Here is a 22,383-nt window from a genome sequence, read left to right on the forward strand (position 1 = left end):
AGGCCACGGATGAAAACTCTCTGGCAACACTGCCACGTCGCAACCATGGCGCAAGGCGCCTACTCGATCATCGAGGATGCGGCCATCGTGACGTCAGGAGCGCACATTGAGTGGATCGGCCCACGCGCTGAACTGCCGTCGGGCGAGTACCCGGCAGTCAATGATCTTAAAGGGGCCTGGGTGACGCCGGGTCTGATCGACTGTCACACCCACACGGTGTTCGGCGGTAACCGCAGCGGTGAATTCGAACAGCGTCTGCAAGGCGTCAGCTATGCAGAAATCGCAGCGGCCGGTGGTGGTATCGCCAGCACCGTGCGCGCCACTCGCGCGGCCACTGAAGATGAACTGTTCGCTAGCGCCGCCAAGCGCCTGAAGAGCCTGATGCGCGACGGCGTGACCACGGTCGAAATGAAATCCGGCTACGGCCTGGACCTGGCCAGCGAACGCAAGATCCTGCGGGTCATCCGACGCCTCGGCGCCGAGCTCCCGGTCAGCGTGCGCAGCACCTGCCTGGCCGCTCACGCCTTGCCGCCGGAATACACGGATCGCGCCGACGACTACATCGATCACATCTGCGCCGAGATGCTCCCGGCCCTGGCCGCCGAAGGGCTGGTGGATGCGGTGGACGCGTTCTGCGAATACCTGGCGTTTTCGCCGGCGCAGGTCGAGCGGGTGTTCATCACCGCGCAGAAGCTCGGTTTGCCGGTGAAGCTGCATGCGGAACAGTTGTCGTCGTTGCATGGTTCGAGTCTGGCCGCGCGTTACCACGCACTGTCGGCCGATCACCTGGAATTCATGACCGAAGACGACGCCATCGCCATGGCCAAGTCCGGTACCGTCGCGGTGTTGCTGCCCGGCGCGTTCTACTTTCTGCGGGAAACCCAATTGCCGCCGATGGAAGCTTTGCGCAAACACGGCGTGAAAATCGCCATCGCCACCGACCTCAACCCAGGCACCTCACCGGCACTGTCGTTGCGTTTGATGCTGAACATGGCGTGCACCTGTTTCCGCATGACCCCGGAAGAAGCCCTGGCGGGTGCAACGATTCATGCCGCCGCCGCGCTGGGCATGGCTGAAACTCACGGTTCGCTGGAAGTCGGCAAGTGTGCAGATTTCGTCGCCTGGCAAATCGATCGTCCGGCCGACCTGTCGTACTGGCTGGGCGGTGACCTGGAAAAACGCGTCGTGCGTCACGGCGTTGAAGTGAGCATTTAGGAGAACAGTTGTGGATAAAGTTCTGAACTTCAAACAAGGCCGCGTGCCGCTGCTGATCAGCATGCCCCACGCCGGCCTGCGCCTGACCCCGACGGTCGAAGCCGGGTTGATCCCCGACGCGAAAAGCCTGCCGGACACTGACTGGCATATCCCGCAGCTCTATGAATTTGCTGCCGAGCTGGGCGCCAGCACCTTGGCCGCCGAATACTCGCGTTTTGTCATCGACCTGAATCGACCGTCTGACGACAAGCCTTTGTATGTCGGCGCGACCACCGGTCTGTACCCGGCGACGCTGTTCGACGGCATTCCGTTGTTCCGCGAAGGGCATGAGCCATCGGCCGCAGAACGCGCGACTTACCTGGAGCAGATCTGGACGCCGTACCACAGCACGTTGCAGAACGAGCTGGCGCGACTGAAGGCCGAGTTCGGCTACGCGCTGCTGTTCGATGCGCACTCGATCCGCTCGATCATCCCGCACCTGTTCGACGGCAAGCTGCCGGACTTCAACCTCGGCACCTTCAACGGCGCCAGTTGCGATCCGCAGTTGGCCACTCAGCTGGAAGCCATCTGCGCGCGCCACGGCGATTACAGCCATGTGCTGAACGGTCGTTTCAAGGGCGGCCACATCACCCGTCATTACGGCAATCCGGCCGAGAACATCCATGCGGTGCAACTGGAGTTGGGCCAGTGCACGTATATGGAAGAGTTCGAGCCGTTCCGTTATCGCCCGGACCTGGCGGCGCCGACGCAAGTGGTGCTCAAGGAATTGCTGCAAGGGTTGTTGGCTTGGGGCGAGAAACACTACAGCGCATAAGATCAAAAGATCGCAGCCTTCGGCAGCTCCTACATTGACCGTGTGAAAACCCGATCCTGTAGGAGCTGCCGAAGGCTGCGATCTTTTTGGTGCTGTCGCCACCGTGCAAAACACGGTCGCCACAGTTCGCTTTTACCCTCTCGACGCTGCGTAATGTTCTGGGCACGGTGCATGAAGACACCGAGCCCACAATAATCCGCTGCCGCACGAGATCCTCCCGATGAAAAGACTGTTCACCCGCTGTCTCTCAATCCTCTGCGGCACTGCTCTTCTGAGCACCAGCGTTCTGGCCAGTGACGACGCTTCCTGCAAGGCCGTGCGCATGGGCGTGGTCAACTGGACCGACGTGATCGCCACCAGTGGCATGGCCGATGTGCTGCTCAATGGCCTCGGTTACGAAAGCAAGCAAACCAGCGCCGTGCAGCAAATCATCTTCGCCGGCATCCGCGACAAGCGCCTCGACATCTTCCTCGGTTACTGGAAACCGGCGATGGACAAAAACATCGCGCCGTTCGTGGCCGCCAATCAAGTGAAGGTCATGGACAAACCGAGCCTGGCCGACGCTCAGGCAACCCTCGCCGTACCGGAGTACGTCGCCGCAGCGGGCCTGAAAACCTTCGCCGATATCGCCAAATTCAAGGATCAGCTCGGCGGCAAGATCTACGGTATCGAGCCGGGCAGCGGCGCCAACACCACCATCAAAACCATGATCGAGACCAATCAATTTGGCTTGAAGGATTTCAAGCTGATCGAGTCGGGTGAGGCTGGCATGCTTGCCGCCGTTCAGCGGGCGGTGAATCGCAAGGAATTCGTGGTGTTCGTCGGCTGGACCCCGCACCCGATGAACATCAACATGAAGATCGCCTACCTGACCGGCAGCGAAGACGTTTACGGCCCGAACGAAGGCGCCGCCACCGTCTCCACCGTGACCGCCCCGGATTACGCCCAGCGCTGCCCGAACGTAAACCGTCTGCTGGAAAACCTGACCTTCACCGCCGCCCAGGAAAGCCAGTTGATGGTGCCGATCATGGAGCGCAAGACGCCTCAGGACGTTGCCAAACAATGGCTGCGCGATCATCCCGAGGATCTTCAGCGCTGGCTTGCCGGTGTCACCAGTTTTGATGGCAAGGATGGCGTGGCGACCGTTCAGACCAGTTTGAAAAACTGACACCGGTCCAGATGTATGCAGAACCTGTGGGAGCGAGCTTGCTCGCGATGAGGCAATAACAGTCAACATCGATGTTGCCTGTCAGTCCGCCATCGCGAGCAAGCTCGCTCCCACAGGTCATTAGGTCCGTCTCAAAAACCTGAACAGGCTGGCATCAGACTCATGGCTCCTTACCCGCTTTCAGTACAGATGGCGGCTTTCGTCGAGAAAACCGTCAGCTTCAACAGCACCGACAGCAGTCTCGGTGGTTTGCGCCAGGCTTATAGCGACATGTGCCGGGCGTTCACCCCGTCACCTCCCGCCGGGCTTTATGTGGTCGATTTTGAATTGGCCGGCGTGCCGGTGCGGTCTTATCAACCGCCGGTTTCGCCACCGACCAGCGGTTGTCCATGCATCGTGTATCTGCACGGCGGCGGTTGGGTGGTGGGGGACCTGGATTCCCACGACTTCATCTGCGCCGAACTGGCGTCGACGCTTGGCGTGTTGGTGATCGCCGTCGATTATCGGTTGGCGCCGGAATATCCGTTTCCGGCGGCGTTCGAGGATTGTCTGGGTGTCTGGCGCGCGCTACGGACCGGGCCATTCCGGCTCGATCCCGAGCGAACGCTGGTGGCCGGGGACAGCGCCGGTGGCAACCTTGCGGCGGCGTTGTGTCTGGCGTTGCGCGATGCGGGCGAGCCATTGCCGGCAGCTCAGGTGCTGATTTATCCGGGACTGGGCGGTGATCACCGATTGCCGTCGCGCAGCGAATGCGTCGATGCTCCCTTACTCAGCAGCAGCGATCTGGATTGTTATCACGCCCTGTACTTGCGCGGCACCGGACAGCCAAGTGCCTATGCGATGCCGTTGCTCGCCGAGGATTTCAGTGGGTTGCCGCCGGCCTTGATCGCCGTGGCGCAATTCGACCCGCTGCGCGATGACGGCATGCTCTACGCTGAGCGACTGAACGCAGCCGGCGTGGCCGCGACGCTCTATTACGGCGAGGGGTTGGTTCACGGCTGTTTGCGGGCTCGGGGGCAAGTCGCCGAGGTCGACGCACTCTATGAAACGCTGCTCGGCTATTTGTCTGAAAAAACGGGCTGAAAAACTCTGACTCTGCAAGGCATGCTCATTGGCGTAATTCGGGTTTATGATGCCGGACGGCAGAATAATAGAAGTCCCCCCAGGGATGACCTCGACCCCTTACGGAGCGCGCAATGCAGACTTTGTACCCGCAGATCAAACCCCACGCCCGGCACGATCTGGCCGTCGATAAAACCCACACGCTGTATGTCGACGAAAGTGGTTCGCCGGAAGGTTTGCCGGTTGTATTCATCCACGGCGGCCCCGGCGCCGGGTGTGATGCCCAGAGCCGTCGGTATTTCGATCCGAACCTGTATCGCATTGTGACCTTCGACCAGCGCGGTTGCGGTCGTTCCACGCCCCACGCCAGCCTCGAAAACAACACCACCTGGGATCTGGTCGCCGACCTTGAGCGAATTCGCCAGCACCTTGGCATCGAAAAATGGGTGTTGTTCGGCGGTTCGTGGGGCTCGACCCTGGCGCTGGCCTACGCGCAAACCCACCCGGAGCGTGTGCACGGTCTGATTCTGCGCGGGATTTTTCTTTGCCGCCCGCAGGAAATCGAGTGGTTCTACCAGTGTGGCGCCAGCCGTCTGTTCCCCGATTACTGGCAAGATTACATCGCGCCGATCCCGCTGGACGAGCGCGAAGACTTGCTCTCGGCTTTCCACAAGCGCCTGATCGGCAACGATCAGATTGCCCAGATGCACGCGGCCAAGGCCTGGTCCACCTGGGAAGGCCGGACGGCCACCCTGCGCCCGAACCCGATGGTGGTCGATCGTTTCTCCGAGCCACAGCGCGCGCTGTCGATCGCCCGCATCGAATGTCACTACTTCACCAACAATGCGTTCCTTGAGCCCAACCAGCTGATCCGCGACATGGGCAAGATCGCCCATTTGCCTGGCGTGATCGTCCACGGTCGCTACGACGTGATCTGCCCGCTGGACAACGCCTGGGAACTGCATCAGAACTGGCCGAACAGTGAATTGCAGGTGATCCGTGACGCCGGCCATGCCGCCTCCGAACCGGGCATTACTGACGCACTGGTTCGTGCCGCCGATCAGATGGCCCATCGTCTGCTCGACCTGGCCCCTGAAGAAGCATGAAGGGCCTGCTGCAACGCGTGCGTGGCGCGCGAGTCGAGGTAGCGGGGGAGGTGGTTGGCGCCGTCGATCAGGGATTGCTGGTGCTGGTGGCGGTCGAGCCCGAGGATACTCGGGCCAGCGCCGACAAACTTCTGCAGAAACTGCTTAACTATCGTGTGTTCAGTGACGCCGAGGGCAAGATGAATCTGTCCCTGGCGGATGTAGGCGGTGGGTTGCTGCTGGTCTCACAGTTCACCCTGGCCGCCGATACCAAGAGCGGGTTGCGCCCGAGTTTTTCGACCGCTGCCCCTCCGGCCCTTGGCGAGGAACTTTTCGACTATCTATTAAGCAAAGCGAAACAGGTGCATGGCACTGTGGCATCAGGTAGATTCGGCGCGGATATGCAGGTGCACCTGGTCAACGACGGCCCGGTAACCTTCCTGTTACAGACCTGAAAGCGCTTGAAACATGTTTTTAAGGGCATTTCGACTGAAAACAGGCGTTTTTCGCGATAAATACTTTGTTACCCCTGATGCGTTGTAACGCGGCCTACTAGATAATCGCGCGCTACGGGGATCAGCGTTCGTTGGTCCATTTTGACTTAGGTAGAGACTTGTCCTGGACCTCTTGGGGAATCATTTAGCCCCATAGGAGTCGGAACAATGCTCGCCAACTTGGCAAGAGTGGTCTGTAGGGTCGGTTTTTTCATGCCGCACACCCCACAGGCACTTTAACTGGCCGTTGGTTTCTTGATCTGTTTTCGGCGAGGGTTGCTCGTGATTGTTAGTCCCTGTAATGCACCAAAATTGTCTGCCAAACGGTTACGAAGCGCTCTGGTAGCGGGCTCTGCACTGCTCTGCCTGCTCAGCGCCGGTCAGCTTTGGGCATTCAATCTGGATGATGTATCGGTCAAGGCAAAAGAGCTGGCCGGGCAGAAATACGAAGCTCCGCGCAGTAACCTGCCGAACGAGTTCCGCGAGATGAAATTCGCGGACTATCAAAAAATTCGCTTCCTGACCGAAAAAGCCGAGTGGGCCGATCAGAAGACTCCGTTCAAGCTGTCGTTTTATCATCAGGGTATGCATTTCGATACGCCGGTGAAAATCAACGAAATCACAGCTAACACCGTCGAAGAGATCAAATACGACCCAAGTCGTTTCGATTTCGGCGATGTGAAGTTCGATCCTAAAGCCACCGAACAACTGGGTTATGCCGGTTTCCGCGTGCTTTACCCGATCAACAAGGCTGACAAGCAAGACGAAATCATGACCATGCTCGGCGCGAGTTACTTCCGCGTTGTCGGCAAGGGTCACACCTATGGCTTGTCCGCTCGCGGCATGGCCATCGATACCGCGTTGCCGTCCGGCGAAGAATTCCCGCGTTTCACCGAGTTCTGGATTCAACAGCCGAAACCGGGTGACAAGCACCTGGTGATCTTCGCCCTGCTGGATTCGCCACGCGCTACCGGTGCCTATCGCCTGACCTTGCGTCCGGGCAGCGACACCGTTGTCGACGTCAAGGCCAAGATGTTCCTGCGTGACAAGGTCACCAAGCTTGGTGTTGCGCCGCTGACCAGCATGTTCCTGTTCGGCGCCAATCAGCCGTCGAAAGTGCTGAACTACCGTCGCGAACTGCACGACTCCAGCGGTCTGTCGATCCATGCCGGCAACGGCGAGTGGATCTGGCGCCCACTGAACAACCCGAAACACCTGGCGGTGAGCAACTTCTCGATCGAGAACCCGCGCGGTTTCGGCCTGCTGCAACGTGGCCGCGACTTCAGCCACTACGAAGACCTCGACGACCGCTACGACAAGCGCCCAAGTGCCTGGATCGAACCAAAAGGCGATTGGGGCAAGGGCTCCGTCGATCTGGTAGAGATTCCGACTGCCGACGAAACCAACGACAATATCGTTGCGTTCTGGAGTCCGGAAAAACTGCCTGAGCCTGGCCAGCCGCTGGACGTCGCTTATCGCATGCACTGGACCATCGACGAAGCCGCACTTCATGCGCCGGACAGCGCCTGGGTCCAACAGACCCTGCGTTCCACGGGTGACGTGAAACAGTCCAACCTGATTCGTCAGCCGGACGGTAGCGTTGCTTATCTGGTGGACTTCGAAGGCCCGTCTCTTGCGGCATTGCCGGCAGATACGGACGTTCGTAGCCAGGTCAGCGTTGGCGAGAATGGCGAGCTGGTCGAGAACAGTGTGCGTTACAACCCTGAAACCAAGGGCTGGCGCCTGACGCTGCGGATGAAAATCAAGGATCCGGGCAAGCCTACCGAGATGCGTGCTGCACTGGTCAAGAACATCGTGACTGCCGACCTGGCCAAAACATCGTTGCCGGCCTCCAATTCTTCCGTCGCCAAGGCTGACAAGATTGCCGCTCGGCAGCAGGAGAAGCTGGACAAGGAAGCCAAGGAAACCAAGCAAACTGAGACCAAGCAGACTGAAGCCAAGCAGGTTGAAGCCAAGCCGGTCGAAGCCAAGCCAGCTGCAGATTCCAAGGACAAGGACAAGGACAACAAAGACGCCAAGCAGCCAGTCGCTGCCGAAGCGGCCCCAGCCACACCGGAATCGGTACCGACTGAAGAAGTCTTGACCGAGACCTGGAGCTATCAGTTGCCTGCCGATGAGTAATTCTCAAGTACAGCCAGAGACTCTTGCCGAGTATCTGGCGCATCTACCGATGACCGACGAGCAGCGCGCGGAACTCGCGGGCTGCCAGTCTTTCAGCGAATTGCATGAGCGCCTTTCGTCCTCGACGTTCGACGCGCCGACCGAGGCTGCTCAAGCTTCGGTGGGTCGTCGCCTGACCCTGAACACCGCCGAAGAACTGGCCGACGCTGAAATGCTGGTGCTCGACGCCAGCGGCCGGGTTTGCCTTCGGGCAACCCCGCCGATTCGTCGGACCAAAGTCGTGCCGGAGCCGTGGCGCACCAACATTCTGGTGCGTGGCTGGCGTCGTCTGACCGGTCGCACCAATCCGCCGGCCCCGCCGAAGGATGAGCGTGTGCTACCGGCTGCTCGCTGGCGCACTGTCGGTTCGATCCGACGCTACATTCTGCTGGTGCTGATGCTCGGCCAGACCATCGTCGCCGGCTGGTACATGAAAGGCATCATGCCGTACCAGGGCTGGTCGTTCGTCGACCTGAACGAAGTGCTGCATCAACCGCTGTCGCAAACGGCTACGCAAGTGCTGCCGTATGCACTGCAAACCAGCATCCTGATCTTGTTCGGGATTCTGTTCTGCTGGGTGTCGGCGGGTTTCTGGACGGCACTGATGGGCTTCCTCGAGTTGCTCACCGGTCACGACAAATACCGCATTTCCGGTAAAAGCGCGGGTAACGAGCCGATCCCTACGGACGCTCGCACCGCACTGGTGATGCCGATCTGCAACGAAGACGTGCCACGGGTGTTTGCCGGTTTGCGGGCGACCTTCGAGTCGGTTGCGGCCACGGGCAACCTGGATCGCTTCGACTTCTTTGTCCTCAGCGATAGTAACGACGCCGACATCTGCGTCGCCGAGCAACAAGCCTGGCTGGACGTCTGCCGTGAAGCCAAGGGCTTCGGCAAGATCTTCTATCGCCGCCGTCGCCGTCGCGTCAAGCGTAAAAGCGGTAACCTCGACGACTTCTGCCGTCGTTGGGGCGGTGATTACAAGTACATGGTCGTGCTCGACGCGGACTCCGTGATGAGCGGCGATTGCCTGACCAGTCTGGTGCGCTTGATGGAAGCTACCCCGGACGCCGGTATCATTCAGACCGCGCCGCGCGCTTCGGGCATGGACACGCTGTATGCACGCATGCAGCAGTTCGCCACCCGCGTGTACGGTCCGCTGTTTACCGCCGGTCTGCACTTCTGGCAGTTGGGCGAATCCCACTACTGGGGCCACAACGCGATCATCCGCATGAAGCCGTTCATCGAGCACTGCGCCCTGGCGCCGTTGCCCGGTAAAGGCGCGTTTGCCGGTGCAATTCTGTCTCACGACTTCGTTGAAGCGGCGCTGATGCGCCGTGCCGGCTGGGGGGTGTGGATTGCCTACGACTTGCCGGGTAGCTACGAAGAATTGCCGCCGAACCTGCTGGACGAACTCAAGCGTGACCGTCGCTGGTGTCACGGCAACCTGATGAACTTCCGGTTGTTCCTGGTAAAAGGCATGCACCCTGTGCACCGTGCGGTGTTCCTGACGGGCGTGATGTCTTACTTGTCGGCGCCGTTGTGGTTCTTCTTCCTCGTGCTGTCGACGGCGCTGCTGGCGGTCAACACGCTGATGGAGCCGCAGTACTTCCTTGAGCCACGCCAGCTGTATCCGTTGTGGCCACAATGGCACCCGGACAAGGCGATCGCGCTGTTCTCGACCACCGTCGTGCTGCTGTTCCTGCCGAAGTTGTTGAGCATCATCCTGATCTGGGCCAAGGGCGCGAAAGAGTTCGGTGGCAAGTTCAAGGTGACGTTGTCGATGCTGCTGGAGATGCTGTTCTCCATGCTGCTGGCGCCGGTGCGGATGATTTTCCACACCCGCTTCGTGCTCGCCGCGTTCCTCGGCTGGGCCGCGACCTGGAACTCGCCGCAACGTGACGACGACTCCACGCCATGGAGCGAAGCGGTCAAACGCCACGGTCCGCAAACCTTGCTGGGCTTCTTCTGGGCCCTGCTGGTGATCTGGCTAAACCCGAGTTTCCTCTGGTGGCTGGTGCCGATCGTCGGTTCGTTGATGCTGTCGATTCCGGTGTCGGTGATCTCCAGTCGAGTTGGCCTGGGCCTCAAGTCCCGTGACGAAAGCCTGTTCCTGATCCCTGAGGAATACAATCCGCCACAGGCGCTGCTGGCGACCGACCAGTACACCCACGAAAATCGTTGGCATGCGCTGAACGACGGCTTCGTCCGGGCAGTGGTCGATCCACAGCAGAACGCCTTGGCGTGCTCGCTGGCGACGTCCCGTCACCGTCAGGCCGAGCCGATCGAGTGGCTGCGGATCGAACGGGTGCGTCATGCGCTGAAAGCCGGGCCTGAGGGTCTGAGCAACAATGAGCGCGTGGAACTGCTCAGTGACCCGGTGGCATTGGGTCGTCTGCATGAGCAGATCTGGAACGAAGGTCACCCCGAGTGGCTGGAGGCGTGGCGTAAATCGGTGAAAGCCGATCCCCATGCGCCGCTGTTACCGCTCAAGCCACTGAGTGCGCAGCCTCAGTTGGCCTAATAAAAAACCCCGCGAAAGCGGGGTTTTTTTTGCGCGGCGTCGAGCAACAATTCCTGCTTAAACCCTTGTGCAAACGAACGAGTGCGTTAGCATCCGTCCCCGAATTGGTGCGCCCGGACAACTTTCTGTTCGTATCTGCCGGTTTTCCAAGGGAAACCCGCGGTTTGCGCGCCTCACAACGCGATGGTTTTGGGGACTTGATGATGAAGAAGTATCTCTCGATGCTGCTGGTCGGCGTCACGGCATTGGTTGCAGTCAACGCGGCACACGCCGGTGCTATCGATGACGCGGTCAAGCGCGGCACGCTGAAAGTCGGCATGGACCCGACCTACATGCCGTTCGAAATGACCAACAAGCGCGGCGAGATCATCGGCTTCGAAGTCGACATCCTCAAAGCCATGACCAAGGCCATGGGCGTCAAGCTGGAGATGGTTTCCACCGGCTACGACGGCATCATCCCGGCCCTGCTGACCGACAAGTTCGACATGATCGGCAGCGGCATGACCCTGACCCAGGAACGCAACCTGCGCCTGAACTTCAGCGAACCGTTCATCGTGGTGGGCCAGACCCTGCTGATCCGCAAGGAGCTGGAAGGCACCATCAAGTCCTATAAAGACCTGAACACCGCCGACTACCGCATCACTTCCAAGCTCGGCACCACCGGCGAGATGGTCGCCAAAAAGCTTATTTCCAAAGCCAACTACCACGGCTACGACAACGAGCAAGAAGCCGTGCTCGACGTGGTCAACGGCAAGGCCGACGCCTTCATCTACGACGCGCCTTACAACGTCGTGGCCGTGAACAAGGTCGGTGCCGGCAAACTGGTGTTCCTCGACAAGCCGTTCACCTACGAGCCTTTGGCCTTCGGTCTGAAGAAGGGTGACTACGACAGCATCAACTTCATCAATAACTTCCTGCGCCAGATCCACGAAGACGGCACCTACGATCGCATCCATGACAAGTGGTTCAAAGACACCGCTTGGCTCAAGGACATGGAATAAGGATTTCTGCAGCGGTGAATCAGTAACACCGCGCCGCTCCAATCGCGAGCAAGCTCGCTCCCACAGTTGATCGATGTGAACACAACCTTTGTTTACGGCGCAGATCCTGTGGGAGCGAGCTTGCTCGCGATGGCGCCCTCCTTGGCGACACAAATTTCGGAATCTGCTTACAGATGAAACAGAAAAAAGCCCAATGGCCGTGGCACGTGTTAACCGTGCTGCTGCTGATCGGCCTGGCCGGCGCGTTGTATTACGCCACCTCGCTGATGTCCTACGAATGGCGCTGGAACCGTGTGCCGCAATACTTCGCCTATCACGCCGAAGAATCCCAGCGTGCCGCCGATATCTCCACCGTCAGCGAACTGGTGCGCAAGGGCGACAAGGCTGAAGTCACCCTGCGCAATGATGCCGGTACAGAGCAGCACCTGACCGTCGACGACAACAGCCTGCAAGTCGCCCAAGGTGATGACGTGGCCGAAGGCGACGTGATTGGCGTGACCCGTCATTGGGCCGCCGGACCGCTGATGTGGGGGCTCTGGACCACCTTGTGGTTGTCCGTGGTTTCAGGTGTGCTCGGTCTGCTGATCGGCCTGGCCACGGGCCTGTGCCGACTGTCGAGCAACCCGACCTTGCGCGATCTCTCGACGATCTACGTCGAACTGGTCCGCGGTACGCCGCTGCTGGTGCAGATCTTCATTTTCTACTTCTTCATCGGCACCGTGATGAACCTCTCCCGGGAGTTCGCCGGGATTGCCGCGCTGTCGCTGTTCACTGGCGCTTATGTGGCGGAAATCATCCGTTCCGGCGTGCAATCCATCGCCCGTGGCCAGAACGAAGCCGCGCGCTCCCTGGGCCTGAGCGCTGGTCAGTCGATGCGCCACGTGGTGCTGCCGCAAGCGTTCAAACGAGTGCTGCCACCGCTGGCCGGCCAGTTCATCAGTCTGGTCAAGGACACCTCGCTGGTGTCGGTGATCGCCATTACCGAACTGCTGAAAAGCGGTCGCGAAGTCATTACCACCTCGTTCTCGCCGTTCGAAATCCTGTTCTGCGTGGCCGGTCTGTACCTGTTGATCAACCTGCCGCTGTCGAAAATCGCCAGCCGGCTTGAGCGGAGGCTCGCACAAAGTGATTGAAGTCCGCGATCTGGTAAAAGTTTTCGACACCCGCGGCCACGTGGTTCGCGCGGTGGATAACGTTTCGACGCACGTGGCCAAGGGGGAAGTGCTGGTGGTGATCGGCCCGTCCGGTTCCGGCAAGTCGACCTTCCTGCGCTGCCTCAATGGCCTGGAAGAGTTCGACTCGGGCTCGGTGAGCATCGACGGATTGCAACTGGCCGACCCGAAAACCGACGTGAATGCCTATCGCCGCGAAGTCGGCATGGTGTTCCAGCATTTCAACCTGTTCCCGCACATGACCGTGCTGGAAAACCTCTGCCTGGCCCAGAAAGTCGTGCGCAAGCGCGGCAAGAAGGAGCGCGAGGCCAAGGCCTTGGCGTTGCTGGAGAAGGTTGGTATTGCGCAGAAGGCCAACGAGTTTCCGTCGCGCCTGTCCGGCGGTCAGCAACAGCGCGTGGCCATCGCCCGGGCATTGGCCATGGAGCCGAAGGTCATGCTGTTCGATGAGCCGACCTCGGCCCTCGACCCGGAAATGGTCGGCGAAGTGCTGGACGTGATGAAAACCCTGGCGGTGGAAGGCATGACCATGGTTTGTGTCACCCACGAAATGGGCTTCGCCCGGGAAGTGGCGGATCGGGTGCTGTTTTTCGATCACGGCAAATTGCTGGAAGACGCTTCACCGGCCGAATTCTTCGATGCGCCGAAGGATCCGCGAGCTCAGGCGTTTTTGCGGCAGGTCCTCTAACTTCAGCGCCGGCCTAAAAGCATCGCGGGCAAGCCTTGCTCCTACAGTTTGATGTTGTGCCCGATTCTTGCGGTAAACAACAAACTGTAGGAGCAGGGCTTGCCCGCGATGGCATCACCTCGGTCCCAAGCGAGCCGAGGCACTCGCATCACCTCAAACCTTGAACCGTCCCACCAGCATCTGCAGATGCGTCCCCAACCGCGCCAGCTCAACGCTGGAGGCCGCGGTCTCTTCACTGGCTGCCGAGGTCTGCTCTGACACGTCGCGCACGTTCAGAACACTACGGTTGATCTCTTCAGCCACCGCGCTCTGCTGTTCTGCCGCTGCAGCGATCTGCTGGTTCATCGACTGAATCGCTGAGACGGTGCGGGTAATGCTTTCCAGAGAGCCACCGGCGCGGCGGGTCAGTTCGACGCTGCTGTCGGTCAGGCTGCGGCTGTTGTCCATGATGGTCGCGACTTGCTGGGTGCCAGTTTGCAGGCCGACGATCAGCTCTTCAATTTCTTCGGTGGACTTCTGGGTGCGCTGGGCCAGGCTGCGGACTTCGTCGGCGACCACCGCAAAACCACGTCCGGCCTCACCGGCACGGGCGGCCTCGATGGCGGCGTTGAGGGCCAGCAGGTTGGTTTGCTGGGCCACGGATTTGATCACGTCGAGCACGCTGCCGATCTTGTCGCTTTCGCGTTTGAGATGACCCATGGCCTCGGTGGAGTTGCCGACTTCTTTCGCCAGACGCTCGATCTGGGCGATGGCTTCGCCGACCACTTTGTCACCTTCGCGGGCCTGCTGGTCGGCGGCGACGGCGGCTTCGGAGGCTTCTTCGGCGTTACGCGCGACTTCCTGCACGGTGGCGGTCATTTCGTTCATGGCGGTGGCCACCTGGTCGGTCTCGACCTTCTGGCTGTTGACCCCGGCGCGGGTCTGCTCAGTGACTGCCGACAGTTCTTCGGCAGCGTTGGCGATTTGCGTGACGCCGTCACTGATGCCGCCGATCAACTCGCGCAGGCCCAGGGTCATGCTCTGCATGGCACGCTGTAGCTGGCCGAGTTCGTCCTGACGCTCAGAGATAAGGTTTTGGGTCAGGTCGCCGGCAGCAACACGCTCCGCCACTTTGAGGGTCTGGCTCAGGGGAATCACGATCTGGCGAGTGATGGCCCAAGCGGCAAGCATGCCAAAGGCGAGCGCCAGGACGGTGGCCAGCAGCAGCAGGTTTTTGGCGTGCGCGGCGTCGGTGTCTCGGACGATGGTTTGCGACACGGTAAGTTTTTTGCTGGTGTCGCGCAGGATCTGGCCTTGATCGGCCATGCGTTGGAGGGCTGCGGCGCTGGCGACCTGAGAGTCGCGGAATTGGCTGACGGCGGCGCGGTAGGCTTTCAACGCGTCCGTCGCTTGCTGCAGGTTGGCGATGTGCTGTTCCGGCAGTTTGGAGGGCAGGCTTTCGAGGTTTTTCAACGCGTTGTCGATGGCGTCCAGAGCGGGTTGCTCTGCTTCGGTTTTGCCGCTGTAGGTGTAACCGCGCACCTGAAAGCGCGCTTGCTGGATCAGTTTGCTCAGGTCGATCACGCTGTTGAAATCGGCGACGCTGTCACCTTGCAGCATGGATTTTTCGACTTCGGCGACACGGGCCACGGCGTTGTCAGCTGTGGCGCCGAGTTTGCCGCGGGCGTCTTCGCGGGTGGCGCCGGCCTGGGTCATGGCCGTGAAGGCTTGTTTGTACTCACTGACGGCGGCCAGTTGCTGGTCGATCATGGCAACGTCGGCCGGTTGTTCGATCAGCGTGCGCGCGGTTTTCAGGCCGGTATCGAGTTGGCCGAGCAGGTCGTTGACCGCTCCGGGGCCTTGTTCGCCGCGACGCATTTCGTAATCCAGACGGGCCAGGCGCAGGTCTTTGGTCAGGTCATTGAGGCTGGCAATAAACCCCAGCTTATCGCCGCGACTCATCACGCTGCTCAGGCCGGTCCAACCGGTGAAGGTGATCAACAAGGTAAGAAGCAGCACCAGACCGAAGCCGACACCCAGTTTGCGATTGACGCTGACGTTCCCCAGTTTCTCGGCTAGCCATCGGTACATGCTGCAACTCCCTCGAACCATTTGTTGGTTTTATGGGAACTGTATCGGCTGGCGGGCGGGAATCTGTAGGCGTACACGTTGGTTCGGGCGACGAATTTTCCTGTGGGAGCGAGCTTGCTCGCGATGGCGGACTGCCAGTTAACCCATGCGTTGACTGACCCACCGCTATCGCGAGCAAGCTCGCTCCCACAGGGATAGTGTCTGGTTTTAGAAAAGGCGTGCGAGCAGCGCAGTGACGGCGGTTTCGACCCGCAGGATGCGGTCGCCGAGCTGCACCGGTTGCAGGCCGGATTTGCCCAGTAGGTCGATTTCGTAAGGAATCCAGCCGCCTTCGGGGCCGATGGCCAGGGTCACCGGTTCGTTCAGGCCACGAGGGCAGGGCGGGTAGTTGCCGGGGTGGCCGACCAGGCCGAGGGTGCCCTCGGTGATCGCCGGCAGACGGTCTTCGACGAACGGCTTGAAGCGCTTCTCGATGACGACTTCCGGCAGCACGCTGTCCCGGGCCTGTTCAAGGCCGAGGATCAGTTGTTCGCGAATCGCCTCGGGCTCCAGGAACGGGGTTTGCCAGAAGCTCTTCTCGACGCGATAGCTGTTCACCAGAATGATTCGCGGCACACCCATGGCCGCCACGGTCTGAAACACCCTACGCAGCATTTTCGGCCGTGGCAGGGCCAGCACCAGGGTCAGCGGCAGCTTGGCCGGTGGTGGCTGGTCGAGGGTGACGCGCAATTCGGCTTCATCGGCGTCCAGGCGCAGCAGTTCGGCCGACCCCATCAGCCCGCCGATACGGCCGACCCGCAGGCTGTCACCGACAACGGAGCGGTGGACTTCCTGCATGTGCGTCAACCGGCGATCACGCAGGATCGCCCGGTCGGCCGCAATGAAGTCGGCCTCTTCGAGAAGCAGCAGGTTCACGGTTGAGTCGCTGGCGGCTGGTCGTTGTGATCGTCGGCCGGCTGGTCGTCCGGGTGCTCGCCGCGTTTGGTGATCAGGCTGCCGAACAGGATGCCGATTTCAAACAGCAGCCACATCGGTACGGCCAACAGTGTCTGCGAGAAGATGTCCGGCGGCGTCAGGATCATGCCGACCACGAAGCAGCCGATGACCACGTACGGGCGGATTTTCTTCAGGTAAGCGACGTTGACCACGCCGATCCACACCAGCAGCACCACGGCCACCGGAATCTCGAACGCTACGCCGAAGGCGAAGAACAGCGTCATGACGAAGTCGAGGTAGCTGCTGATGTCGGTCATCATTTCCACGCCGGCCGGGGTGGCAGCGGCGAAGAATTTGAAGATCAGCGGGAACACCAGGTAATAGGCGAACGCCATGCCGGTGTAGAACAGCAGGATGCTGGACACCAGCAGCGGCACCGCAATGCGTTTCTCATGCTTGTACAGGCCTGGCGCGATAAAGCCCCAGATCTGATGCAGGATCACCGGGATCGCCAGGAACAGCGAGACCATCATCGTCAGCTTGAGTGGCGTCAGGAACGGCGACGAAACATCGGTGGCGATCATCGTCGCGCCCACGGGCAGGTACTGACGCAGCGGCGTGGAGACGAAGGTGTAGATCTGCTGGGTGAAGGCAAACAACCCGGCGAAGATGATGAAGATCGCCGCTACACAACGCAGCAGGCGGGTACGCAACTCGGTGAGGTGCGAAACCAGCGGCATGTGCTGGTCATTTTCGGGGAGATCGCTCATGAGACTCGCGGCGGCAAAGTGGTGTCGTGAGGAGCCGGCGTTGTCGGCGCGGCAGCAGGAGCAACAGGTTCTACGGTCGCGACAAGCGGTGCCGGTTCAACAGCTTTCACTGTTTCCCTCGGTGCCGCGACAGGTGTAGCTTCTGCAATCGGAGCATGAATCGTCTGCTCCGCCACAGGTTCAACCGGCTGAACCGGTGTGGCCTCTTGCTGAGTCGGCGTGAAAATCTTCCGCGCCTCCTGCTCCAGCGACAGAATGTGCTCGTTGTGCAGTTGCCGACGAATCTCGTCGGCACCGATTTCACGTTCAACTTCCGTTTTGATCGCGTTGAAGCTGCGCTTCAGGCGGCCGACCCACAGGCCGGCGGTGCGCGCAGCCCCCGGCAGCCGCTCGGGGCCCAGCACCAGCAGGGCCACGAGGCCGACGAGCAGCAGTTCAGAGAAGCTGATACCAAACATTAGTCAGTGCTCACACGTCTTTGCGGATCGGCTCTTCGACTTTTTGCGCCTGCACATCGATGGTGTGCGGCTGGTTCACAGACTGCGTGGTCTGTGGCTGAACGGGTGGAACCGGTTGGGCCGGGGTTACCGTCGGGTCAGCTGGCTTGTCTTCATCGTTCATGGCTTTTTTGAAGCCCTTGATCGACTCACCGACGTCAGTGCCCAGGTTTTTCAGTTTCTTGGTGCCGAACACCAGCACGACAACAACCAGGATGACGATCCAGTGTTTCCAGTCAAAAATGCCCATGTTGCTGCTCCTCTCTAATAGTTGTTCAGGCGGACGGGCGCGAGGCTTTCTCAGCGTGTCCGGACAGACCGAAACGACGGTCCAGTTCATCGAGTACAGCCTGTGGATGCTGCCCCAGTTGGGCGAGCATGACCATGCTGTGGAACCACAAATCGGCGGTTTCGTAGATCACATCGCTGCAGTCACCGCTGATGGCGGCATCCTTGGCAGCAATGATGGTTTCGACCGACTCTTCGCCGACTTTTTCCAGAATCTTGTTCAAGCCCTTGTGGTACAGGCTGGCGACATACGAGCTGTCGGCGGCGGCGCCTTTGCGCTCTTCCAGCACTTCGGCCAGACGGGTCAGAGTGTCACTCATGGCTGTGTCCTGCGGAATAGATGGCGTGCGGGTCTTTGAGCACCGGGTCGACGGTTTTCCAGTCGCCGTTCTCGAAGACGCGGTAGAAGCAGCTCTGACGGCCGGTATGGCAAGCGATGTCGCCGATCTGCTCGACCATCAGGATGATCACGTCGGCGTCACAGTCCAGGCGCATCTCCTGCAGAGTTTGCACGTGGCCGGACTCTTCGCCCTTGCGCCACAGCTTGCCGCGGGAACGTGACCAGTAAATGGCGCGGTTCTCGGCAGCAGTCAGTTCCAGCGCTTCACGGTTCATCCAGGCCATCATCAGGACGCGCCCGGTCTTGTGATCCTGGGCAATCGCCGGCACAAGGCCATCGGCGTCCCACTTGATCTCGTCCAGCCAGTTTTTCATCTTCGACTCCGACAGCGGTTCCACACTTCATGAGTAGAACCCAAGCGTTGAAACAGTGTGCCAGCGTGCGGGGGCGCTGGCTATCGGCGAACGACCAGATACAAACCGACCGCCACCATGATGCCGGCCGGCCAATGACCCAGTTCGTTCAGCGGCCCACCGGCAGCGAGTATGGTGCCGCCGGCCAGGTGCGCACAGCCGAGCAGTCGCAGCAGCCAATCGTCCTTGCGACGGTGCCACGGTGGCGGCGGGTCGTAGGCGTGGGGCTGGGACATGCGTTCGAGCAGGTCACGGGCCATGTTGGCCAGGTGCGGAAGCTGTTCGAACTGGCTCTGCACGTTGCCGATCAAGGCTTTGGGGCTGACGCGCTCACGCATCCAGCGTTCGAGGAACGGCTGGGCGGTGTTCCACAAATCGAGGTCCGGGTACAACTGACGGCCCAGGCCTTCGATGTTCAGCAGGGTTTTTTGCAGCAAAACGAGCTGCGGCTGCACTTCCATGTTGAAGCGTCGAGCGGTCTGGAACAGGCGCATCAGCACCTGACCGAAGGAAATATCTTTTAACGGTTTTTCGAAGATCGGCTCGCACACGGTGCGGATCGCCGCCTCGAATTCATTGAGTTTGGTTTCCGCTGGTACCCAGCCCGAATCGATGTGCAACTGCGCGACGCGACGGTAATCACGCTTGAAGAACGCGAACAGGTTGCGCGCCAGGTAGTCCTGGTCTTCCGGGGTCAGGCTGCCGACGATGCCGCAGTCGATCGCAATGTACTGCGGACTCCACGGGTTCACGGTGCTGACGAAGATGTTGCCGGGGTGCATGTCGGCGTGGAAGAAGCTGTCGCGGAACACCTGGGTGAAGAAGATCTCGACGCCGCGTTCGGCGAGCATTTTCATGTCGGTGCGCTGGTCGGCCAGGGTCGCCAGGTCGGTGACCTGAATGCCGTAGATGCGCTCCATCACCAGCACTTTCGGCCGGCACCAGTCCCAATAGACTTGCGGCACGTAGAGCAGCGGCGAACCGTCGAAGTTACGTCGCAACTGGCTGGCGTTGGCCGCCTCGCGCAGCAGGTCGAGTTCGTCGTAGATGGTTTTTTCGTAGTCCTGGACCACGTCCACCGGGTGCAGCAGGCGCGCGTCGGCCGAGAGCTTTTCGGCGGCGCGGGCGAGGATGAACAGCCACGCCAGGTCCTGCTTGATGATCGGTTTCAGGCCCGGGCGGATCACCTTGACCACCACTTCTTCACCGGTTTTCAGCTGCGCGGCATGCACCTGGGCTACCGAGGCCGAGGCCAGCGGCTCGACGTCGAAACGGCTGAACACTTCACTGATCTTTTTGCCGAGCTGTTCTTCGATCAGATTGACCGACACTTGCGAGTCGAACGGCGGCACGCGGTCCTGCAGCTTCATCAGCTCATCGGCGATGTCTTCCGGCAGCAAGTCGCGGCGGGTGGACAGGATTTGCCCGAACTTGATGAAAATCGGTCCCAGGTCCTGCAACGCCAGACGCAATCGCGCGCCACGGCTCAGGTCCAGCGTCTTGCGCGGGAACCAGCGCCACGGCAAGGCGTAGCGCAGCGCCAGCAGAAACCATGGCAGTGGCAGGGCGAACAAAAGGTCATCGAGGCGGTAGCGAATCACAACGCGCTGGATGCGCAACAGACGGCGGACGGCAAGCAGCTTCATGCGTTATCGCTTGGGTCGAGGGATCGGGAAAGGCGCTCGAAACGCGCCTCGAGACGTTCCAGATCGAGTTTGATCTGGTCCAGTTCACTGAAACGGGCTTCGGCTTCGCGTTGACCGACGAGGGTGCGCGATTCTTCGGCCAGGTACTCGCCAAGGTTCTGGTTCAGGCTGGCGAACCCTTGCTGATACCAGCGTGCGCGACTGCGCAGATGACCGCCGAGCAGTTGCGTGGCGACCGGTCCCAGCCAGCGCGAGAGTTCGTACTCCCAGTCCAGCTCAAGGTCCTGAAGGATCGCCGCCAGTTCCAGCAGCACGCCGCTGTCGCCGTCGAGTTCGACTTCAGGAGCATGCAGGACCGAAGTCTTGTCCTTGCTCATGGCCAGTTTCAGCAGGCTGGAGGCCGGTGCGCGCAAGGTGCAGTCGGCACCGGTTTCCCAGTGCGAAGCCAGCATCAAGCCTTCGTCGCTGGGCAGGATGAACACTTGCAGCGCCGGGCTGCGGCAGTCGACGGCAATCACCTTGCCACTCAAATGTGCCAGCCGCGGCAGCGCCGTGCTGTCGAGACGCAGCACCCGGTTCAGACCGAGTTCAACGCTGGCGAGCAGACCGGCCAGCAACATCAGGGTTTGATGCCACGGTGCAGGGCGACGATGCCTGCGGTCATGTTGTGGTAGGTCACGCGGTCGAAACCGGCCTCGACCATCATCGACTTCAGGGTTTCCTGATTCGGGTGCATGCGGATCGATTCGGCCAGGTAGCGATAGCTTTCCGAGTCGTTGGTGATCAGCTTGCCCATCAGCGGCATGAAGGCGAACGAGTAGGCGTCGTAGGCTTTGGACATCAGCGCGTTGGTTGGCTTGGAGAACTCCAGCACCAGCAAACGGCCGCCCGGTTTCAGTACGCGCAGCATCGAGCGCAGGGCGTCTTCTTTATGGGTCACGTTGCGCAGGCCGAAAGCGATGGTCACGCAGTCGAAATGGTTGTCCGGGAACGGCAGCTTTTCAGCGTCGGCCTGAACGAATTCGACGTTGCCGGCCACACCCAGATCCAGCAGGCGGTCACGACCGACCTTGAGCATGGATTCGTTGATGTCGGCCAACACGACCTGGCCGGTCGGGCCAACGAGGTGCGAGAACTTCTTGGTCAGGTCGCCGGTACCGCCGGCGATGTCCAGCACGCGGTTACCGGTGCGAACGCCCGACAGCTCGATCGCGAAACGCTTCCACAGACGGTGCATGCCGCCCGACAGGAGGTCGTTCATCAAGTCGTACTTGGCGGCTACCGAGTGGAAAACTTCAGCGACTTTTTCCGCTTTCTGGCTTTCCGGAACGTTTTTGAAGCCGAAGTGAGTGGTGGGTTCGGCATCGCTGCCTTTGCGCTGATCAGTCATATCGCTGTCACCAAAAGAGAATGCGGGACATTCTAATCCCGGTGGCCTGCTTTGTCTTGGCAAGGCTGCAGGTAAGATAGGTAACCACCGGGACGTTTTGCCGCAGTAGCGGTCAAGATGCTTCAGGAAAGTATTCATAAAGCAGGAGTCATTCGATGGCCCGTATTAGTGTTGAGCGTTCCCACGGCCTGGGTAAGGAAGCGGCCCGCGAGAAGGCCGACCAGTTGGCGCAGAAACTGTCCGATCAATATGGCCTGGAGCCGCAATGGTCCGGCGACACGCTGAACCTCAGACGCTCCGGTGTGAAAGGCGCGGTGTATGTGGGCGAGGATTCGATCAAGGTCGATGTCGAACTTGGCCTGTTGATGTCGGCCATGAGCGGCACCATCAAATCGGAAATCGAAAAGGCCCTCGATAAAGCCCTCACATAACTCACGCTTTTTTGTAGGAGCAAAGCTTGCTCGCGATGGCATCACCACGGACTAATTGAAATACCGCGGTGTCTGCATCGCGAGCAAGCTTTGCTCCTACAGGTGAGTGGTGGGGCATCACCGATTTGTGTCAGTTGTTAGGGTGCCGTTTCTAATTATTCTCACTACTTTGTGCCTGAGCCCGACACTTTCGCGGGC

At 60.3% G+C, this 22,383-nt stretch carries 22 protein-coding genes and 1 pseudogene; 12 read left to right on the forward strand and 11 right to left on the reverse strand.

Annotated features, from left to right (window positions below):
- The first annotated feature begins 9 nt into the window (after positions 1 to 9).
- From hutI to ACA079_RS01740, 11 genes are all read left to right on the forward strand, one after another.
- The gene (gene hutI, locus ACA079_RS01690) at positions 10 to 1,215 is read left to right on the forward strand and encodes an imidazolonepropionase (protein ID WP_497702369.1); all 1,206 of its coding nucleotides are present in this window, start codon (positions 10 to 12) and stop codon (positions 1,213 to 1,215) included.
- A 10-nt stretch (positions 1,216 to 1,225) separates the two neighbouring features.
- Positions 1,226 to 2,029 (forward strand): N-formylglutamate deformylase, encoded by an 804-nt coding sequence (hutG, locus tag ACA079_RS01695; protein ID WP_497702370.1) that lies wholly within the window; start codon positions 1,226 to 1,228, stop codon positions 2,027 to 2,029.
- 220 nt (positions 2,030 to 2,249) lie between these two features.
- Positions 2,250 to 3,197, forward strand: coding sequence for a choline ABC transporter substrate-binding protein (locus ACA079_RS01700; RefSeq protein WP_497702371.1), 948 nt, complete (start codon positions 2,250 to 2,252; stop codon positions 3,195 to 3,197).
- A gap of 162 nt (positions 3,198 to 3,359) precedes the next feature.
- Positions 3,360 to 4,280: an alpha/beta hydrolase gene (locus ACA079_RS01705; protein WP_497702372.1), complete on the forward strand. Its 921-nt coding sequence runs from the start codon at positions 3,360 to 3,362 to the stop codon at positions 4,278 to 4,280.
- A 113-nt stretch (positions 4,281 to 4,393) separates the two neighbouring features.
- A complete protein-coding gene (gene pip, locus ACA079_RS01710; RefSeq protein ID WP_497702373.1) occupies positions 4,394 to 5,365 on the forward strand; it encodes a prolyl aminopeptidase in 972 nt (323 codons plus the stop codon).
- On the forward strand, positions 5,362 to 5,799 hold the full coding sequence (gene dtd / locus ACA079_RS01715) for a D-aminoacyl-tRNA deacylase (RefSeq protein ID WP_415772835.1): 438 nt from the start codon (positions 5,362 to 5,364) through the stop codon (positions 5,797 to 5,799). The genes pip and dtd overlap by 4 nt, the downstream gene beginning before the upstream one ends.
- A gap of 321 nt (positions 5,800 to 6,120) precedes the next feature.
- Entirely contained in the window at positions 6,121 to 7,980 is a 1,860-nt protein-coding gene (locus ACA079_RS01720) for a glucan biosynthesis protein G (RefSeq protein ID WP_497702374.1), read from the forward strand.
- On the forward strand, positions 7,973 to 10,543 hold the full coding sequence (mdoH, locus tag ACA079_RS01725) for a glucans biosynthesis glucosyltransferase MdoH (RefSeq protein WP_497702375.1): 2,571 nt from the start codon (positions 7,973 to 7,975) through the stop codon (positions 10,541 to 10,543). The genes ACA079_RS01720 and mdoH overlap by 8 nt, the downstream gene beginning before the upstream one ends.
- 203 nt (positions 10,544 to 10,746) lie before the next feature.
- Positions 10,747 to 11,544, forward strand: coding sequence for a transporter substrate-binding domain-containing protein (locus ACA079_RS01730; protein WP_497702376.1), 798 nt, complete (start codon positions 10,747 to 10,749; stop codon positions 11,542 to 11,544).
- 173 nt (positions 11,545 to 11,717) lie between these two features.
- Positions 11,718 to 12,677, forward strand: coding sequence for an amino acid ABC transporter permease (locus tag ACA079_RS01735; RefSeq protein WP_497632476.1), 960 nt, complete (start codon positions 11,718 to 11,720; stop codon positions 12,675 to 12,677).
- Positions 12,670 to 13,404 carry an amino acid ABC transporter ATP-binding protein gene (locus ACA079_RS01740; RefSeq protein ID WP_046045596.1) on the forward strand — a complete coding sequence of 245 codons (735 nt, stop codon included), beginning with the start codon at positions 12,670 to 12,672 and terminating at the stop codon, positions 13,402 to 13,404. The genes ACA079_RS01735 and ACA079_RS01740 overlap by 8 nt, the downstream gene beginning before the upstream one ends.
- A 153-nt stretch (positions 13,405 to 13,557) precedes the next feature.
- Here the strand turns inward: ACA079_RS01740 and ACA079_RS01745 are convergent, their stop codons facing one another.
- From ACA079_RS01745 to ubiE, 11 genes and pseudogenes are all read right to left on the reverse strand, one after another.
- A complete protein-coding gene (locus tag ACA079_RS01745) occupies positions 13,558 to 14,430 on the reverse strand; it encodes a methyl-accepting chemotaxis protein (protein ID WP_497704265.1) in 873 nt (290 codons plus the stop codon).
- Positions 14,416 to 15,495, reverse strand: a pseudogene (locus ACA079_RS01750) (methyl-accepting chemotaxis protein); the annotation flags it as partial. The pseudogene ACA079_RS01750 and the gene ACA079_RS01745, both read right to left, overlap by 15 nt.
- A gap of 186 nt (positions 15,496 to 15,681) precedes the next feature.
- The gene (locus ACA079_RS01755; RefSeq protein ID WP_497702377.1) at positions 15,682 to 16,389 is read right to left on the reverse strand and encodes a 16S rRNA (uracil(1498)-N(3))-methyltransferase; all 708 of its coding nucleotides are present in this window, start codon (positions 16,387 to 16,389) and stop codon (positions 15,682 to 15,684) included.
- A complete protein-coding gene (tatC, locus tag ACA079_RS01760; protein WP_415772843.1) occupies positions 16,386 to 17,180 on the reverse strand; it encodes a twin-arginine translocase subunit TatC in 795 nt (264 codons plus the stop codon). The genes ACA079_RS01755 and tatC overlap by 4 nt, the downstream gene beginning before the upstream one ends.
- Positions 17,177 to 17,638, reverse strand: a complete 462-nt coding sequence (tatB, locus tag ACA079_RS01765; RefSeq protein WP_497702378.1) for a Sec-independent protein translocase protein TatB — start codon at positions 17,636 to 17,638, stop codon at positions 17,177 to 17,179. Before tatB ends, tatC begins: the two co-directional genes overlap by 4 nt.
- A 10-nt stretch (positions 17,639 to 17,648) precedes the next feature.
- Positions 17,649 to 17,927 (reverse strand): twin-arginine translocase TatA/TatE family subunit, encoded by a 279-nt coding sequence (locus tag ACA079_RS01770; RefSeq protein WP_129439192.1) that lies wholly within the window; start codon positions 17,925 to 17,927, stop codon positions 17,649 to 17,651.
- Between the two features lie 25 nt (positions 17,928 to 17,952).
- Positions 17,953 to 18,285, reverse strand: coding sequence for a phosphoribosyl-ATP diphosphatase (locus ACA079_RS01775; RefSeq protein WP_008047820.1), 333 nt, complete (start codon positions 18,283 to 18,285; stop codon positions 17,953 to 17,955).
- A complete protein-coding gene (gene hisI, locus ACA079_RS01780; protein ID WP_497702379.1) occupies positions 18,278 to 18,679 on the reverse strand; it encodes a phosphoribosyl-AMP cyclohydrolase in 402 nt (133 codons plus the stop codon). Before hisI ends, ACA079_RS01775 begins: the two co-directional genes overlap by 8 nt.
- A gap of 80 nt (positions 18,680 to 18,759) precedes the next feature.
- The gene (gene ubiB / locus ACA079_RS01785) at positions 18,760 to 20,364 is read right to left on the reverse strand and encodes a ubiquinone biosynthesis regulatory protein kinase UbiB (RefSeq protein ID WP_497702380.1); all 1,605 of its coding nucleotides are present in this window, start codon (positions 20,362 to 20,364) and stop codon (positions 18,760 to 18,762) included.
- Positions 20,361 to 20,984, reverse strand: a complete 624-nt coding sequence (locus ACA079_RS01790) for a ubiquinone biosynthesis accessory factor UbiJ (protein WP_111449382.1) — start codon at positions 20,982 to 20,984, stop codon at positions 20,361 to 20,363. The genes ubiB and ACA079_RS01790 overlap by 4 nt, the downstream gene beginning before the upstream one ends.
- The gene (gene ubiE, locus ACA079_RS01795; protein ID WP_007948968.1) at positions 20,984 to 21,754 is read right to left on the reverse strand and encodes a bifunctional demethylmenaquinone methyltransferase/2-methoxy-6-polyprenyl-1,4-benzoquinol methylase UbiE; all 771 of its coding nucleotides are present in this window, start codon (positions 21,752 to 21,754) and stop codon (positions 20,984 to 20,986) included. The genes ACA079_RS01790 and ubiE overlap by 1 nt, the downstream gene beginning before the upstream one ends.
- A gap of 155 nt (positions 21,755 to 21,909) precedes the next feature.
- Here ubiE and ACA079_RS01800 point away from each other — a divergent pair, with 155 nt between their 5' ends.
- Positions 21,910 to 22,185: a polyhydroxyalkanoic acid system family protein gene (locus tag ACA079_RS01800; RefSeq protein WP_497702381.1), complete on the forward strand. Its 276-nt coding sequence runs from the start codon at positions 21,910 to 21,912 to the stop codon at positions 22,183 to 22,185.
- Positions 22,186 to 22,383: the final 198 nt, after the last annotated feature.

Source organism: Pseudomonas sp. LBUM1645, from assembly GCF_059716185.1.